This is a genomic window from Microbacterium sp. NPDC087591, from assembly GCF_044743625.1.
GTDB lineage: Bacteria > Actinomycetota > Actinomycetes > Actinomycetales > Microbacteriaceae > Microbacterium.
On sequence record NZ_JBIUWU010000003.1, the window covers coordinates 148,640 to 165,310 of the forward strand.

Genomic DNA, 16,671 nt, shown 5'->3' on the forward strand with positions numbered 1-16,671 from the left:
GGACTCACAGACAAGACATAGCTGGCTCCATAGAAATCACATAGGAGATTCCGCAGAATGGTCGCATGAGCAACGACCTCCCCGAACTGCGCCGCCCCGACGGCTCCCCCCTGCGCATCCTCGCCGTCGACGACGAGCAGATGCTCACCGATCTCCTCGCGATGGCGCTGCGGATGGAGGGGTGGGAGGTGCGCACGGCGTCCTCCGGTCTCGAAGCGCTCCAGGTCGCCCGCGAGTTCGAACCCGACGCCCTGGTGCTCGACATCATGATGCCCGACCTCGACGGCATGGCCGTGCTCAAGCGCCTGCGCGAGTCCGGCAGCCTCGTTCCGGTGCTGTTCCTCACCGCGAAGGATGCCGTCGGCGATCGCGTCGCGGGTCTGACCGCGGGCGGCGACGACTACGTCACCAAGCCCTTCAGCCTGGAAGAGGTGATCGCGCGACTCCGCGCCATCATCCGGCGCACCGGGCACGCCACCGCCGACGACGGCCAGTCGATCCTGCGCGTGGCCGACCTCACCCTCAACGAGGACAGCCACGAGGTCATGCGCGACGGCACCGAGATCGACCTCACCGCCACCGAGTTCGAGCTGCTCCGCTACCTGATGCGCAACGAGCGCCGCGTGCTGTCGAAGGCGCAGATCCTCGACCGCGTGTGGAGCTACGACTTCGGCGGCAAGTCATCCGTCGTCGAGCTGTACATCTCCTACCTGCGCAAGAAGATCGACGCCGGGCGCACGCCGCTGCTGCACACCGTCCGCGGCGTCGGCTACATGATCAAGGCCCCGCAGTGAGCAACACGGGGATGGCGCGACGGCCGATGAGCCTGCAGACACGGCTCATGACCGCCGTGATCGGGTTCGTCTCGCTCATCCTCGTGATCGTCGCCGTCATCACCAGTGCGCTGCTGACCACCACCATGGAGCGGCAGCTCGACGAGAAGCTCTACACCAACGCCCGCAGTCTCAGCTCCTGGGTGGCGCAGGTGCCTCCGAGCAAGGCGACGGTCGACAACGTCCTTCCTGCGCAACTCCCTCCCGTGGCACCTGGCCTGCTGTTCGCGGTCTTCAGCCAGGTCACCGGAGCGAGCGGGGTGATCATCTCGGCCGATGAGGGCGCCGCCACCGGCACGGCGACGACCCTGACCAACGCGCAGCTCGCGCAGATCGCCGCGGCGCTCGGCACCGAGCACATCGCGAACGCCACGATCGAGAACGTCGGCTCGTATCGCGTCGCCGTCAGCACGACGCCGAGCGGTGTCCTGATCGTGACCGGACTCCCCCGCGACGAGATCCAGAACCAGCTCGCGACCCTGCTCACCGTGATCGCGCTGGCCACGCTCGGCGGGCTCATCCTGCTCGCCCTCACCACGGCCATCACGATCCGGGTCAGCCTGCGACCGCTGCGAGCCGTGGCCGCCACGGCGATGCGGGTCGCGAATCAGCCGCTCGACCGCGGCGAGGTGACCATCACGGAGCGCATCCCCGTGTCCGAGGCCGATCCCCGCACCGAGACCGGACTCGTGGGCGCGTCCCTGAACACGCTGCTGGATCACGTCGATGCCTCGCTCGCGGCGCGGCAGAAGAACGAAGAGCGGATGCGACGCTTCGTCGCCGATGCCAGCCACGAGCTGCGCACGCCGCTCGCCTCCATCCGCGGATACTCCGAGCTCTCGCTCCGCGCGCTGAGCAAGCAGGCACCGGAGGAGGCGATCGAGGGAACCACCTCATCGCTCGAGCGCATCCAGGCCCAGTCCCTGCGGATGACCCGGCTCGTCGAGGATCTGCTGCTGCTCGCGCGCCTCGACGAAGGACGCGAGCTCGTCTACGGCACGGTCGACCTGACTCAGCTCGCGCTGGAAGGCCTCTCCGACGCGCGCCCCACCGCGATCGATCACGAGTGGAGCATCGAGGTTCCGGACGAGCCGGTCGTCATCGTCGGCGACGCCGGGCGCATGCACCAGGTCGTGGCGAACCTGCTCGCCAACGCCCGCACGCACACCCCCGCCGGCACCGTGATCACCCTGAGCGTGGCCCAGGAGCAAGACGAGGCCGTGCTCCGCGTGCACGACAACGGACCCGGAATCGACCCCGGCGTGCGCGACGAGCTCTTCGCGCGCTTCGCCCGCGGCGACAGCTCCCGTGCCAGGCAGACCGGCGGTACCGGACTCGGGCTCGCCATCGCGAAGGCGATCGTGGAGGGTCACGGCGGTCACATCACCGTCGCCAGCGAGCCGGGCGACACGACCTTCACGGTGCGGATCCCGGTGAACCCGGCCCGCGGCGCAGTATCCGATTCCGCGCCCTGACTCCGGAGCCGGCCTGTCGGCCGCGCGACCTGCAGGAGATCTCACGGGATGAAGGAGGAATCCGAGGGTTCGGTCCTTCAGGTCGTGAGATCTCCTTCGCGTCGAGCGACGGAACGCAGGTCTCAGTAGCCGGCGAAGGCGTCGGTCGTGAGGCTGTGTGCCTTCTGCAGCGCGGGCGCGAGGTCGGCGATCAGCCTCGGCGGACCCGAGATGAACGCATGACGGCTGGCGAGATCACCGACCGCACGCTCGAGGCCGGCGGCGTCCAGGCGGGCGCCCTGTGCCCAGGTCCAGTGCGCGGGAAGATCGGCGGGCTCGTCCTTGGTGAACACGATGGTGCGCACACCCGTCGCGGCGAGCTCATCACGGAACGCCAGCTCCGCAGCCTCGGCGGCGACGTACACCAGCACCACGTCGCGCTGCTCCCCCGTGGCCTGCAGCTGGCGCAGCTGCGAGACGAACGGCGTGACGCCGATCCCGGCCGCGAGCATGAGCACCGGGGTGTCGCCGCGCGGCAGGATGAAGTCGCCCCAGGTGCCCGTGACGGCGAGCACCGCACCGGGCTGCGCCCCGGCCAACGCCCGCTTGTAGCTGGACGGATGCTTCTGGTCGCCGTTCTTGTAGGCGATGCGGAGCGTGGGCAGGTCGGCTGGCGCCGATACGATGCTGAACTCGCGACGGGTGCCGCGCGCGTCCGGGCGGTGATGCGGCACATCCAGTTCGAGGTACTGACCGGGGAGGAATGCGAGCTTTCCCTTCGCGCGGAAGGTGAGCTCCTGTGCCGTGGGGGTGATGAAAGCCCGTCGTTCGAGCACGAGCCGCACCGAGCCGCGCAGGGCGAACGCGAACGCCAGCAGGTTGCCGATCAGCAGCGCGCGCTCCTGACCGAGCGTGAAGAGGCCGGCGACGGAGATCGGCCAGCCCGCCAGCACTCCCACCAGCACGGCGACCGAGAGCTGCTGCCACCGGCGGGGCGGCAGCGTCAGCGGCTCGGAGAGCATGAAAGCGCCGAGGAACAGGAACGGCGACTGCAGCAACGCGAACTGCAGGGCGGTGGAGAAGTCGAAGGCGACATCGAACTGCTGCGCCTGCACGAGCTGTCGCACGAGAGAGATCCCGAGCGCGACGACCAGGAAGAGCAGCACCACCCGCACCTTCTCGGTGCGCCAGAGCACGGCGAGTCCGAGCAGTGCCACCGGGAGGGCGAGCGACGGCGTGCCGACCCACCACGATGCGGAGGTGCCCAACCACTCGAATGCACCGAAGGAGCCGAGGATCGAGACGAATGCGGCACCGAATGCCGCCGGGTTCAGGATGTGCCGCCCGCGCCAGGCGATCAGGTACTTCGACAGGCTCGCGAGGGCACCAGCCACCGCGAGACCCAGCAGCGTGGTGGGCTCGAGCCCCGGACGCAGCACGAACAGCAGGATCAGCGCCGTGACCAGAGACGATTCGATGCGCCACGGCAGCCGGATGACGCGCTGCGCCGCGGCATCCACCCCGGAGATGACCACCGCGAGCACCACGAAGGACACGAGCATCTCGACCGGTGTGGGCGAGACGATCACCCCTAGCAGCGACAACAGGAAGGCGATCACCGCCAGCGCCATCAGGGTGAACAGCACCAGGCGGTACATCGACAGGGCGCCCAGCAGGGCGAGCACCCGCTGTCGGGCGGCGGTGAATGCGGTGATCACGTGGTCCACTCTTCCCTAGTTCGGGGGTGCAGGGGCGTGGGTGACGCCCGTGAGGAACAGTTCGGCGTCGCAGCCGGGTGAGCGCTGGACGCGGCCGTCGGTGCTCATGCGCACCCACTCCACGCCCCACTCCGCGGCGAGCTCAGGGCCTCCGTCGAAGAACAGGGCGGTGGCGACGGCATCCGCCGTCATCGCATCCGGCGCGAGCGCCCAGGTCGCCGCCCAGGTGCGCACGGGCATTCCGGTTCGCGCATCGAGCACGTGATGCAGACCATCGCCCCACGCGCGTCGATTGATGGCGGAGGCGCACAGTGCACCGTCGGCGAGCGTGACGACCCCGATCGCCGTGGTCGCGTCATACGGATGCTCCAGAGCGACGCGCGTCTGCACGCCCCGCACCCGCATGTCGCCACCGGCATCGACGACCACCGGACCGGGGACCGAGGCGAGTGCCGCCGCGACGAGATCCACCAGCCGGCCCTTGCCGAGCGCGCCCACATCGAGGAGCGCCGGAGCGGGAGCCTGCACGGCGTGCGCGGTCCAGCTGATGCGCGACTGCCATGCCTCGGGTGCAGGCCGCGGCGCTCCCGCCGCCAGCGAGTACTGCGCGTCGTAGCCGAGGGCGTCGAGGCTCTGCGCCACCAGCGGGTTGACCGCACCCCCGGTCGCACGCGACAGCTCACGATACGCGTCGAGCATGGCTCCGGCGTCCGCCGAGACGAAGGCGCCGCCCTCCGCCCCGAGCCGCGTCACGTCGGAGTCTCCCCGGAAGCGCGACCACTCGCGATCGAACCGCTCGATCTCGGCTGACACCAGGGCTCGGGAGTCGGGCGTCACCTCCGCGGCGGTCTCGATCTCCCAGCGGGTGCCGATCGCGTCGAACTGCCAGATCGCCATGATGAGCCGCGGGTCACCGGGTCAGGCGGCTGCCTGCTCCTTGATCGACTCGACGGCGGCGTTGAAGCCGCCGCTGGTGAGCGAGGACCCGGCGACGCGGCTGACGTTCAAGTCGTCGATGGACTTGCCCTCGACCTCTGCGGCGATGCCGTCGATGAACGCGCCCTGGTACTGCTCGGTCTCCCGCGCCTGGGGATCGCCGGTCACTTCGACGTCGGTCACGACGCCATCGGCGAGCGTGAGCGTCACCGAGATCTTCTCCACGGTCTCGGGCGTCTGGTACGACCCGTCCGCGGTGTACGTGCCGTCTGCGTAGGTGCCAGAGGCGCTGTCGGCCCCGGTGCTGGAGCTGGACGGCGCTGAGCTGCTCTCACCGGAGCTCGAGGTGTCTTCTGCCGCAGGCGTGCCGGAGCAGCCTGCGAGCACGAAGAGCCCTGCGATTCCGACGAGGGCGGAACCCTTGCGGACAGAGGTCGGTACGGTCGTGCGGATCATGATGGTCCTCCCGGCTCGATGTGAGACAACTGTATGCCTGTGAATCGACCGTAGGCACTCGGCCTATGCGCGGGCTGTGGGAGGACGATGCGCTTCCTAGGCGTCCCCGCCGAACATGCTCGTCACGGAACCGTCCTCGAACACCTCGTGGATCGCCCGCGCCAGCAGCGGAGCGATCGGGAGGATCGTGAGACCGTCCCAACGACGCGACTCGGTGAGCGGGATCGTGTCGGTGATGACGACCTCGTCGATGGACGAGTCCTGCAGACGCTCGGATGCCGGGTCGCTGAAGATCGCGTGGGTCGCCGCGACGATGACGCGGTGGGCGCCTGCCGCCTTGAGCGCCTGCGCGGCCTTGACGATCGTGCCACCGGTGTCGATCATGTCGTCGACCAGCAGGCAGGTGCGCCCCTCGACCGTTCCCACGATCTCGTGCACCGAGACCTGGTTCGCGACCTTGGGATCACGACGCTTGTGGATGATGGCGAGCGGGGCGCCGAGGCTGTCCGACCAGGTGTCGGCCACGCGGACGCGCCCCATGTCGGGCGAGACGACCGTGAGGATCTCGCGGTCCGCCGGGCTCAGCGTGCGCTTGAAGTAGTCCAGCAGCACGGGCTTGGCGAACAGGTGGTCGACAGGGCCGTCGAAGAAGCCCTGGATCTGCGCGGCATGCAGGTCCACGCTCATGACGCGGTCGGCGCCTGCGGTCTTCAGGAGGTCGGCGACGAGACGGGCGCTGATCGGCTCGCGGCCGCGGCCCTTCTTGTCCTGACGCGAATAGGGATAGTACGGCGCGACCACGGTGATGCGCTTGGCCGATGCACGCTTGGCGGCGTCGATCATGATCAACGTCTCCATGAGCCACTCGTTGACCGGCTCGCCGAACGTCTGGATCAGGAACAGGTCGCAGCCGCGGATCGACACCTCGAACCGCGCGTAGATCTCACCCGACGCGAACGTGCGGTGCTCGGTCGGAGCGATCTCGGTGCCGAGCGAGGCGGCGACGTCGGCCAGGAGCTGCGGATGCGAGCGTCCGCCGGCGACCACGAGCCGCTTCTTGGTCTTGGCGACCAGACCCGGCGCGATGCCGTTGTCGCGATCCAGTTCGACCGTCTTCTTCTTGCGCGCCATTTTCGCCTATTCCGCCGATCGTTCCCGGGCTGCGGCGTCCGCCGCACCCGTGCCTGCCCTGTTCTTCTCGACCCAGCCGTCGATGTTGCGCTGAGGCGCGACGGTCATGGCCAGAGCTCCGGCGGGGACGTCCTTGCGGACGACGGCACCGGCGCCGGTCTTCGCGCCAGCTCCCAGCCTAACGGGCGCGACGAGCACCGTGTGCGAGCCGGTGTGAACCTCATCCTCGATCACCGTGCGGTGCTTGTTCACGTCGTCGTAGTTGGCGGTGATGGTGCTCGCCCCGAGGTTGACGCCGCGACCGATCGTCGCGTCTCCGACGTACGAGAGGTGCGGGACCTTGCTGCCCTCGCCGATCTCGGCGTTCTTGGTCTCGACGTAGGCACCGATCTTGCCGTTCGCGCCCAGCACCGTGCCGGCCCGCAAGTACGAGAACGGTCCGACGGTGGCGCCGGCGCCGATCACGGAGTGTGTGGCGTCGGTGCGACGAACGCTCGCGTCCTCGCCCACCTCGCAGGCGACGAGCGTCGTGTCCGGTCCGATGATCGCCCCGGAACCGACGACCGTGGCACGCAGGATGTGGGTGTTCGGGAGGATCGTGACGTCGGGCGCGAGAGTCGCGTCATCGTCGATCCAGGTCGTCGCCGGGTCGATGACCGTGACGCCTTCGCGCTGCCACCTGCGCACGATGCGGTCGTTGAGCACGCGCCCCGCTTCGGCGAGCTGCACGCGGTCGTTGATCCCGAAGGTCGACGCGGTGTCGATCGCGATCTCGGCGGCCACGCGCTGCTCGGCGGCACGGAGCAGCTCGATGACGGTGGTGAGGTACATCTCCCCCTGCGCGTTGTCCTGACCGACCCGAGCGAGGTAGGTGCGCAGCTCCGGTGCCCGGAACACGTAGACGCCGGCGTTGATCTCGGTGACGGCGGCCTCTTCGGCCGTGGCATCCTTCTGCTCGACGATGCGCTGCACGGTGCCGTCGGCGTCGCGGATCACGCGGCCGTATCCGCTCGGGTCCTCGAGTCGGGCGCTCAGCAGGGTGGCTGCGGCGGCCGCGGCCCGGTGCCCGGCGATGAGCGCCTGGAGCGTGCTGGCCTCGAGCAGCGGAACGTCGCCGGAGAGCACGAGCACATCGCCGTCGAAGTCGGCGGGGAGCGCATCGATCGCGACCTGCACCGCGCGACCGGTGCCGGGGACGTCATCCTGATCGATGAAGATCGCGTGCGGATAGTCCTTGCTCAGAGCTGTGACGACCTGGTCGCGCTCATGACGCACGACGACCTCGACGTGAGCCGCCTCCAGCACGGCGGCCGTGGTGAGCACGTGCCCGACCAGGGGGCGTCCGCCGATCGCATGGAGCACCTTCGGCAGGCGCGACTTCATACGAGTGCCTTGGCCCGCTGCGAGGATGATGATGGCGAGATTGTTCTCTGTCATGCTCCGCCGCCAGGACTCGAACCTAGACCTCACAGCTCCAAAGGCTGTCGTGCTGCCATTACACCACGGCGGACCGTGCCGTCCGCGAGGGACGCCACCGGTCAATTCTGCCACGCCCGGAGCGCCCATCCCGGCGCACCGGTGAAACGGACGGCGGGGTCGTCATCCGGACGAAACACGCCCCCGCGATGATGTCTCCGTGAACATCGTCATCGAACGCGTCGAGACCGCCACACCGGAGATCACCGCATTCCTGCTCGCGCATCTTCGGGACATGGACGGGACGGCACCTCCCGAGAGTCGGCACGCTCTGCCGCTCGCCGCCCTGCTGGCACCGGGCGTGCGGCTCTTCGCCGCGGTGGAGGGCGGGCGTCCGCTCGCGACCGGCGCGCTCGCCTCGATCGACGAGGAGCACGAGGAGCTCAAGTCCATGCGCACGGACCCCGCGCAGCGCGGGCGAGGGCTCGCGACGGCGATGCTGTCGTTCCTGCAGGCGGATGCCGTGTCGCGCGGCATCCGCCGGATCTCGCTCGAGACGGGCAGTCAGGACTTCTTCCGCCCGGCCCGCGCCCTCTACTCGCGCGCCGGATTCGTGGAATGCGCGCCGTTCGGCCGCTACCTCCCCGATCCGCACAGCACGTTCATGACGCTGTCACTGGATGGAGCCGGCGGCGAGCCGGAGGGCGAGCACACGCGATAATGGACGGATGAGCGCAACGGACGAGGTCGATCGGATCGTCGGCGCGTGGAACACCCAGCGGCCCGATCTCGACTTCTCCCCCCTCGAGGTGCTGTCGCGCATGGACCGTCTGTCGCGACACCTGGACCGCGCGCGCCGCGACGTCTTCCGCCGCAGCGATCTCGAGCCGTGGGAGTGGGACGTGCTGTCGGCACTGCGCCGCGCCGGCGCCCCCTTCCAGCTCTCGCCCAAGCAGCTGCTGCAGCAGACCCTCGTCTCCAGCGGCACCATGACCAACCGGATCGACCGCCTCGTCGGTCGCCGCTTCGTGCGCCGCGAGGCCGATCCGGACGACGGACGCAGCGTGCTGGTGATCCTGACCGACGACGGGCGCATCCGCGTGGACGCCGCGATCACCCGTCTGGTCGACGTCGAGGCCGATCTGCTGCAGGCCCTCTCGCGCGGAGACCGCGACCGCCTGGCCGGGCTGCTGCGCAAGCTCAGCCTGAGCTTCGACGCGTGAACGGCGGCTGCTGATGGGCATGCTCTCGCCCCTGCCCGTGCGCGACGGCGTGGGCGCCACCCGGCTGCACCTGCCGATGAGCGGTCCGTGGCCGACGGTCGCCGACTACATGATCGAGCGCTTCTTCCATCTGGAGCCCGAGCAGGTGCATGAGCGGTTCGATCTCGGCGAGATCGTCGCCATCGATGGGCGCGCCCTCCCCCGGGACACTCCACTGGGTGTCGAGGAGTTCATCTGGTACTACCGCAAGCCCCCGATCGAGACCGAGATCCCGTTCGCGGTGGAGGTGCTGTACCAGGATGACGATCTGCTCGTGGTCGACAAGCCGCACTTCCTGCCGACCACGCCGGGCGGCAAGTTCCTGCAGAACTCGGCGCTCGTGCGGCTGCGCAACCTGCTCGACAATCCGGACCTGGCACCGATCCACCGCCTCGACCGCGCCACCGCGGGGCTGCTGATGTTCTCGGTGCGGCCGCAGAGCCGCGGGCCGTACCAGCTGATGCTCCAGAACCGTGAGGTGGAGAAGGTCTACGAAGCGGTCTCGGCCGTGCCAGAGGACTGGGACCCGGCGGCGCCGACGCTCCGGGGGCAGCCGTTCCCCCTCGTCTACCGCAACCACATCCGCAAGGATCGTGGCGAGCTGCTCGTGCAGGTCGACGACGTCCGCGAGCCGAACTCGGAGACGCTGATCGAGCTGATCGGCAGCGACGACCACGTCGTGCACACGCTGCTGCGTCCCCACACCGGCAAGATGCACCAGCTGCGCGTGCATCTGGCAGCTCTCGGCATCGGGATCCTGAACGACCCGTTCTACCCCGCGCTGCGAGGAGAGCTCCCCGACGACTACGCGCGACCCCTGCAGCTCCTCGCGCGCGAGCTGCGCTTCGTCGACCCGATCAGCGGAGAGCAGCGCGTGTTCACCAGCGCGCGCTCCCTGCAGGACGCTCCCGTCAGCGGCGCATGACCTTGCGGGCGAGGCGCGTGCCGAGCAACTGCATGAAGTGCACGAACACCACGATCAGGATGATCGCCGCCCACATCACGACCGGTTCGAACTTGCGGAAGCCGTAGATCTGGGCGAAGGCGCCGAGACCACCACCGCCCACGAGGCCGGCCATGGCCGTCATGTCGATCAACGCCACCACGATGAAGGTGTAGCCGAGGATGAGCGGTCCGAGAGATTCGGGGATCGCCACTGTGAACAGGATGCGCCAGGGACCTGCGCCCATGGCGCGCGCCGCCTCGATGACACCGGGCGAGACCGAGACGAGGTGCTGCTCGACGATGCGCCCGATCGCGAACGCGGCAGCGAGTCCGATGATGAACGCGCCGGCCGTCGTGCCGATGCCGACGCCGATCACGGCACGCGCCAGCGGCTGGGCGACGGCCATGAAGATCACGAACGGGATCGGCCGGAAGAAGTTGACGATGAGGTTCGCGATCACCGAGACGACGACGTTCTGTGCCAGCCCACCGGGGCGGGTCACGTAGAGGATCACGCCGATCACGAGACCGAGGATGCCGCCGAGCACGAGGGCGAACGAGGTCATGTACAGGGTCTCGAGCGCGGCCGCCCAGAATTCGGGCCAGAGTTCGATCAGACGATCCATCAGCGGGCCTCCTCTCGTGCGATCTCGGTCACGTGGACGCGCTCGCCGATGGCCGCCAGAGCCCCGTCGATCGCGGCACTCTCTCCGCGGATCGCGAGCGTGAGATGCCCGAAGGCGCGTCCGCGGATGTCGTTGATGCCTCCGTAGACCAGCTCGAAGTCGAGTCCGGCGGAGGCCAGGTCGAGGAAGACCTGCGCCTGCGAGGAGTCACCGTCGCGGAACGAGAACGTGACGAGGCGGCCCTGGTGCCGCTCGCGCAGCACCGACTGCTCAGCCGGCGAGGGCACACCCTTGACCACGGTGCCGACGAACCGCTGCGACGCGGGGTTCTGCGGGGCAGAGAACACGTCGAACACATCGCCCTGTTCGATCACGCGCCCGCGCTCCATCACCGCGACCTTGGTGGCGATGGTCTGGATCACATCCATCTCGTGCGTGATCACGACGATCGTGATGCCCTGCTCCTCGTTGACGCGCTTGAGCAGATCGAGCACCTCGTGCGTGGTCTGCGGGTCCAGCGCGCTGGTGGCCTCGTCGGCGAGGAGGATGGCGGGTCCCGTCGCGAGCGCGCGCGCGATGCCGACGCGCTGCTTCTGCCCTCCGGAGAGCTGCTCCGGGTACGCCTTGGCCTTGTCGGAGAGTCCGACGAAGGACAGCAGCTCGGTGACACGGGCGTCGATGTCGGGCTTCTTCCACCCCGCGAGCGTGAGCGGATACGCGATGTTCGCCCGCACGTTGCGTGAAGAGAACAGGTTGAACTGCTGGAAGATCATGCCGATGCCGCCGCGGACCTTGCGCAGCTCGCTCTCCCGGAGTGCGGTGATGTCGACGCCGTCGACCAGGATCGTGCCGCTGGTCGCCGGCTCGAGGGCGTTGATCAGCCGCACGAGCGTGGACTTGCCCGCTCCGGAGTAGCCGATGATGCCGAACACATCGCCCTTCTCGATCGAGAGGGTCACGTCATCGACGGCGATGACCTCGCCGTCGCCCGGCGTGCGGGACGGGTAGGCCTTCGACACGTTCGTCAGGCTCACGATCGGCATGTGCAGCTCCGGTCTGGATCTCGGGGGAATGACGAATCGGGTGACGCACGATGCGCCACCCGATTCTCTCGCATCAGGCGGGATTCCTCCCGCCCGCGCTCACTTCTGTGCTTCGGTGTCTTCCTGGACCTTCTTCAGCGACGCGACGAGGTCCTCGACCGGCGTCTGCAGCGCCACCGCGGTGCCGCCCGACGACGCGAGCAGCCCGGCCTGGACGTCCTCGTTGGTCTGGAAGATCTCGACGAGCTTCAGGTAGGTGGGGTTGTCGGCATCCTCGGCGCGAGCCGCGAAGATGTTGACGTACGGCAGCGCGTTCGGGTCCTCCGGGTCGTCCTGTGCGATGGCGTCCTCGTAGGAGAGACCGGCGTCCTCGACGAAGTCGTTGTTGATGATCGCCGCAGCGACGTCGGGCAGCGAGGTCGGGATCAGAGCAGCCTCGAGTGCGGTGACCTTGACCTTGGACTTGGCGGTGTCGACATCGGCGAGGTCGGAGAAGATCGATCCGCCGCTCTTGAGCTCGATCAGGCCAGCCGACTGCAGCACGAGGAGGCCACGGGCCTGGTTCGACGCGTCGTCGGGAACCGCGACGGTCTCGCCCTCGGGGATGCTGTCGACGTCGTCGTACTTGGTCGAGTACAGACCGAGCGGGTAGATCGCGGTGGAGCCGATCGGCGTGAGGTCGGCACCCGAGTTCACGTTGTAGTCCGCGAGGTAGACGATGTGCTGGAACTGGTTGAGGTCGATCTCGCCCTCGGTCAGCGCCGGGTTGGGCTGCTCGTAGGAGCCGAAGTCGACGAGCTCGACCGTGATGCCCTCTTCCGCGGCAGCGTCGACGAAGGGCTCCCACTGCTCGTCGCCCTTGCCGACGACGCCGATCTTGACGACCTCGGGCGTGGTCGATTCTCCGCTGCCGGAGCCGGCCTCGGACGATGCCGTGGCGCAGCCTGCGAGGGCGACGAAGAGCGGGACCGCGGCGAGCGCGGCGATGATGGACGTGGTACGGCGGGACATAGTGATGCGGGTTCCTCTCTCAGGGACTCGAATACGTTAGGCAGGCTCGGGCGCGGGCGCGGAATCGAGCCGTCACACAGCGTCACAGCCCGGCATACCGGTGTGCGGCCGCGCTCAGTCGAACTCTTCGATCCCCTGCAGACGCACCTGCTCCAGGTCGAGCCGCGCGGAGATCCTCCGCACCACCAGGTCGTCGACGGTGCCGGAGCGGCGCAGCCCGAGCAGCACCTCGCGCTTGCGGTCGAGCATGGCGAGCTTCAGGCGGGTGTGCTCCTCGTGACGGATGAGCGGCGACCGCTGCATCACGTCGACATCGGCGGACGTGGCGATCATCTGGAGGGTGGTCCCGTCGCCGCCGTCCATCGACGAGGGCAGAGCGCCTCCGCTGCCGAGGTTCTCCTCGACGCCGCCGCCGGTGCCGAGTGGGTCGGGCTCGTCGAGCATCTCATCGAGCGCGTCCGCCTCGGCGTCGACGATGGCCTGTTCACGGGCGAGGGCCCTAGCATTCGCGAACTCGAGCATCATGTAGCCCTCGGTGCGCACCCGATCGCGCACCTCCTGGCCGATGCCGTGCTCCGCGGCGAGGTCGTCGAGCGCCGCCAGGGCGGCTCCCGAGATCGCCCGCTCGGCCAGCTCGTACTCCTCGTCGTCGGCATGGTCCACGGGGATGCGCGCCCAGCGCACGAGCGCGGGCAGGAGCGGACCCTGCACGAGCAGGCTGAGCAGGATGACTCCGGCGGTGACGAACACGACCTCGCCACGGCCGGCGGCATCCGGTCCGTCGGCGATCGTCGCCGGCACCGACAGGGCGATCGCGAGCGACACCGCGCCGCGCATACCGGCGACGGTGGAGACGAGGCGTGCACGGGAGCGGACCCCGCGTGGCGGCTTGGGCGCGGAGGACCGCTGGAACGGCACGCTGAGCAGCTGGAACAGGTACCGGACGACGAGCAGTGTGACCCACACCGCCAGCGTCACCAGCACCAGGCGTCCGATCGCCGCCGCGGAGATCTCGTGCACGACGTACTGCACCTCGAGCCCGATGAGCACGAACAGCGCGCCGTTGAGCAGGAAGACCCCGAACGGCCAGGCCGCATCGGTCTGCCGGCGCGACGAGGCGGTCGTGACGCGAGGCGAGACGTAGGCCACGATGAGCCCGGCGACGACGACCGCGAGCACTCCGGACGCGTGCACGATCTCGGCGAGCAGGAACGCGGTGAACGGGATCAGCAGGAGGGCGACGTTGATCACCATGGTCGAGGAGACGCGGCTCAGCAGCAGGTAGCCGAGCCCGGCGATCACAGTGCCGGCCGCGATACCGCCGACGTACGAGACCAGCACCGTCCAGGTGACCGACCAGGGTGTGATCTGGCCGCCGACCGCGAGGGAGACCGCGATCGCGTAGAGCACCAGCGCGGTGCCGTCGTTGGTGAGGCTCTCCGCCTTCAGCTTCATGAACATGCGTCGAGGCAGCAGCCGCCCGAGCGCGGCCACGGCGGTGGCATCCGGCGGGGCGACCGCAGCACCCAGGATGAGGGCGATCTCCCACGGCATCCCGAAGAGCACGCCGATACCCGCCACGGCGAACGCCGACGCGACGACCAGCAGGGTGCTCATCGGCAGGATGTAGCGGAAGTCGCGACGGATCGCGCGCAGGGATGTCGTCAGGCTCTCCCAGAAGAGCATCACCGGGAGGAACAGCAGCAGCACCGTCTCCGGCGGCAGCTGCACCTCGCGGAGCGCGGGGACGAACCCGAGCGCGAGTCCGAAGATGACAAGCACCAACGGCAGCGCGAGACGGATGCGGGGTGCGAGCAGCGCCCCCGCGAGGATCGTGAGTCCCAGCAGGACCGTGACCTCGAGACCTTCCATATGTACCTCCCGGATGCCGCAGGATCGCGCCGTGCGCCACCGGATGGCGTCAGGCCCCGCCCAGAGCACAGCGCATCGCACTGCCACCGTATTCCCAGGAAGGGGGGAACAACAGACCCCCTCACGGGGGGAATGGACTCAGCCGAGCTCTTCGGTCAGTTCGAACCAGCGCAGTTCGAGCTCGCCGATCTCGTCCTGCTGCGCGCTGATCTCCTTCATCCGCGCGCCCAGGCCTTCGAAATCCGACTGGTCGTGTTCTGCGAGCGCGTGCTTGGCCTTGTCCACCTGCTGCGTGAGCTTCTCGATGCGGCGCTCCAGCGCGGAGATCTCCTTCTGCGCGGACCGCAGTGCGGCGCCGTCGAGACTCGCGGACTTCGTCGTGTTCACGGCCGTCTGCGACTTCGCTGGCGCGGCATCCTGCAGCTGTCGCAGCCGCAGGTACTCGTCGACTCCGCCGGGAAGGTGGCGCAGCCGACCGTCGAGGATCGCATACTGCTGATCGGTGACGCGCTCGAGGAAGTAGCGGTCGTGGCTGACGACGAGCAGCGTGCCGGACCACGAGTCGAGGAGGTCCTCGATCGCGGAGAGCATGTCGGTGTCGAGATCGTTGGTGGGCTCGTCGAGGATCAGCACGTTCGGCTGATCGAGCAGCACCAGCAGCAGCTGCAGTCGGCGCTGCTGTCCACCCGAGAGATCCTTGACCGGGGTGGAGAGCTGCGCGGAATCGAAGCCGAGCCGTTCGAGGAGCTGACCGGGCGTGAGCTCCTGCGCCTTGGAGCCCGTCCCCATCGTGTACGAGGTGCGCAGCCGCGAGATCACGACGCGCACGGGCTCGCGCCGCACGTCCTCGAGCTCGTCGAGACGCTGGGTGAGGGTCTTGACCTTCACCGTCGTCCCGCGCTTGACGCGGCCGACCGTGGGCTCGACGGTGCCGGAGATCAGTCCGAGGAGCGTGGACTTGCCGGCACCGTTGACGCCGAGGATGCCGGTGCGCTCACCCGGGGCGATGCGCCACTCGACGTCGCGGAGCACGACTTTGTCCTGGGTCCCTGAGCTTGTCGAAGGGTCGGGCGTGGAGTACGTTACCCCGACGTCGAGCAGGTCGACGACGTCCTTGCCCAGACGCGAGACCGCGAGGGACTGCAGCGACACCTTGTCGCGGATCTCCGGGACGTCGGCGATGAGCTCGTTGGCCGCGTCGATGCGGAACTTGGGCTTGGCCGTGCGAGCCGGGGCCCCGCGGCGCAGCCAGGCGAGCTCCTTCTTGGCGAGGTTCTGACGCTTCGCCTCGGTGGCCGACGCCATGCGGTCGCGCTCGACGCGCTGCAGGATGTAGGCCGCGTACCCGCCCTCAAAGGGCTCGACGATACGGTCGTGCACCTCCCAGGTCTCGGTGCAGATCTCGTCGAGGAACCAGCGGTCGTGGGTGACGACCAGCAGCGCACCCGAGTTCGGCGACCAGCGCTTCTTGAGGTGGCCGGCGAGCCAGGTGATGGCCTCGACGTCGAGGTGGTTGGTCGGCTCGTCGAGCGCGATCACGTCCCAGTCGCCGGTGAGGAGCTTGGCGAGCGAGACGCGACGGCGCTGTCCGCCGCTGAGCGAGCCGATCTCGGCATCCCACGGCAGGTCGCGGAGCAGACCGTCGATCACGTCGCGGACGCGCGGATCCCCCGCCCATTCGTATTCCGGAGTGTCACCGACGACGGCGGCACTGATCGTGAGGTCGTCGCTGAGCGTGTCGGCCTGGGAAAGCACCCCGATCGTGGTGCCGCCGCGCACGGTGACGCGTCCGGAGCTCGGCTCCTTGAGACCGGCGAGCATCCCGAGCAGGCTCGACTTGCCGTCGCCGTTGCGGCCGACGATGCCGATCCGATCTCCCTCCTCGATCCCGAGGGTCACGGAGTCGAAGACGACCCTGGTCGGATATTCGAGATGAAGGGACTCTGCCCCGAGAAGATGTGCCATGTC

The 16,671-nt window shown here is 68.8% G+C and carries 15 protein-coding genes and 1 tRNA gene; 5 read left to right on the plus strand and 11 right to left on the minus strand.

Features of this window, described 5'->3' with window-relative positions:
* Window positions 1–65 precede the first annotated feature (65 nt).
* Window positions 66–794, plus strand: coding sequence for a response regulator transcription factor (locus ACIOVG_RS15235; protein WP_141871262.1), 729 nt, complete (start codon window positions 66–68; stop codon window positions 792–794).
* 47 nt (window positions 795–841) lie between these two features.
* Window positions 842–2,308 (plus strand): sensor histidine kinase, encoded by a 1,467-nt coding sequence (locus ACIOVG_RS15240; protein WP_400875195.1) that lies wholly within the window; start codon window positions 842–844, stop codon window positions 2,306–2,308.
* A 122-nt stretch (window positions 2,309–2,430) separates the two neighbouring features.
* Here the strand turns inward: ACIOVG_RS15240 and ACIOVG_RS15245 are convergent, their stop codons facing one another.
* From ACIOVG_RS15245 to ACIOVG_RS15270, 6 genes are all read right to left on the minus strand, one after another.
* Window positions 2,431–4,005 (minus strand): FAD-dependent oxidoreductase, encoded by a 1,575-nt coding sequence (locus ACIOVG_RS15245; protein ID WP_400875198.1) that lies wholly within the window; start codon window positions 4,003–4,005, stop codon window positions 2,431–2,433.
* 15 nt (window positions 4,006–4,020) lie between these two features.
* Entirely contained in the window at window positions 4,021–4,902 is an 882-nt protein-coding gene (locus ACIOVG_RS15250; protein WP_400875201.1) for an FAD:protein FMN transferase, read from the minus strand.
* A gap of 21 nt (window positions 4,903–4,923) precedes the next feature.
* The gene (locus ACIOVG_RS15255) at window positions 4,924–5,397 is read right to left on the minus strand and encodes an FMN-binding protein (protein ID WP_400875204.1); all 474 of its coding nucleotides are present in this window, start codon (window positions 5,395–5,397) and stop codon (window positions 4,924–4,926) included.
* 96 nt (window positions 5,398–5,493) lie between these two features.
* Window positions 5,494–6,528 carry a ribose-phosphate diphosphokinase gene (locus ACIOVG_RS15260; protein ID WP_141871258.1) on the minus strand — a complete coding sequence of 345 codons (1,035 nt, stop codon included), beginning with the start codon at window positions 6,526–6,528 and terminating at the stop codon, window positions 5,494–5,496.
* 6 nt (window positions 6,529–6,534) lie between these two features.
* Window positions 6,535–7,965: a bifunctional UDP-N-acetylglucosamine diphosphorylase/glucosamine-1-phosphate N-acetyltransferase GlmU gene (glmU, locus tag ACIOVG_RS15265; protein ID WP_400875208.1), complete on the minus strand. Its 1,431-nt coding sequence runs from the start codon at window positions 7,963–7,965 to the stop codon at window positions 6,535–6,537.
* A gap of 1 nt (window position 7,966) precedes the next feature.
* Window positions 7,967–8,038: transfer RNA gene (locus ACIOVG_RS15270), tRNA-Gln, on the minus strand.
* Between the two features lie 126 nt (window positions 8,039–8,164).
* Between ACIOVG_RS15270 and ACIOVG_RS15275 the strand changes: the two genes are divergently transcribed.
* Genes ACIOVG_RS15275 through ACIOVG_RS15285 form a run of 3 tightly spaced genes read left to right on the plus strand, consistent with a single transcriptional unit; the run spans window position 8,165 to window position 10,131 of the window.
* Complete coding sequence (locus ACIOVG_RS15275) at window positions 8,165–8,665, plus strand: GNAT family N-acetyltransferase (protein WP_400875211.1); 501 nt, start codon at window positions 8,165–8,167, stop codon at window positions 8,663–8,665.
* Between the two features lie 7 nt (window positions 8,666–8,672).
* Window positions 8,673–9,167 carry a MarR family winged helix-turn-helix transcriptional regulator gene (locus tag ACIOVG_RS15280; protein WP_400875214.1) on the plus strand — a complete coding sequence of 165 codons (495 nt, stop codon included), beginning with the start codon at window positions 8,673–8,675 and terminating at the stop codon, window positions 9,165–9,167.
* Between the two features lie 19 nt (window positions 9,168–9,186).
* On the plus strand, window positions 9,187–10,131 hold the full coding sequence (locus ACIOVG_RS15285; RefSeq protein WP_400876418.1) for a pseudouridine synthase: 945 nt from the start codon (window positions 9,187–9,189) through the stop codon (window positions 10,129–10,131).
* Here ACIOVG_RS15285 and ACIOVG_RS15290 read toward each other — a convergent pair.
* From ACIOVG_RS15290 to ACIOVG_RS15310, 5 genes are all read right to left on the minus strand, one after another.
* Window positions 10,118–10,777, minus strand: coding sequence for a methionine ABC transporter permease (locus tag ACIOVG_RS15290; RefSeq protein ID WP_400875217.1), 660 nt, complete (start codon window positions 10,775–10,777; stop codon window positions 10,118–10,120). The two genes, ACIOVG_RS15285 and ACIOVG_RS15290, sit on opposite strands and share 14 nt — an antisense overlap.
* Entirely contained in the window at window positions 10,777–11,820 is a 1,044-nt protein-coding gene (locus tag ACIOVG_RS15295; protein ID WP_400875220.1) for a methionine ABC transporter ATP-binding protein, read from the minus strand. The genes ACIOVG_RS15290 and ACIOVG_RS15295 overlap by 1 nt, the downstream gene beginning before the upstream one ends.
* 99 nt (window positions 11,821–11,919) lie before the next feature.
* Window positions 11,920–12,831: a MetQ/NlpA family ABC transporter substrate-binding protein gene (locus tag ACIOVG_RS15300; protein ID WP_400875223.1), complete on the minus strand. Its 912-nt coding sequence runs from the start codon at window positions 12,829–12,831 to the stop codon at window positions 11,920–11,922.
* 114 nt (window positions 12,832–12,945) lie between these two features.
* Window positions 12,946–14,703, minus strand: a complete 1,758-nt coding sequence (locus tag ACIOVG_RS15305; protein ID WP_400875226.1) for a Na+/H+ antiporter — start codon at window positions 14,701–14,703, stop codon at window positions 12,946–12,948.
* A gap of 138 nt (window positions 14,704–14,841) precedes the next feature.
* Window positions 14,842–16,668 (minus strand): ABC-F family ATP-binding cassette domain-containing protein, encoded by a 1,827-nt coding sequence (locus ACIOVG_RS15310; RefSeq protein WP_400875229.1) that lies wholly within the window; start codon window positions 16,666–16,668, stop codon window positions 14,842–14,844.
* Window positions 16,669–16,671: the final 3 nt, after the last annotated feature.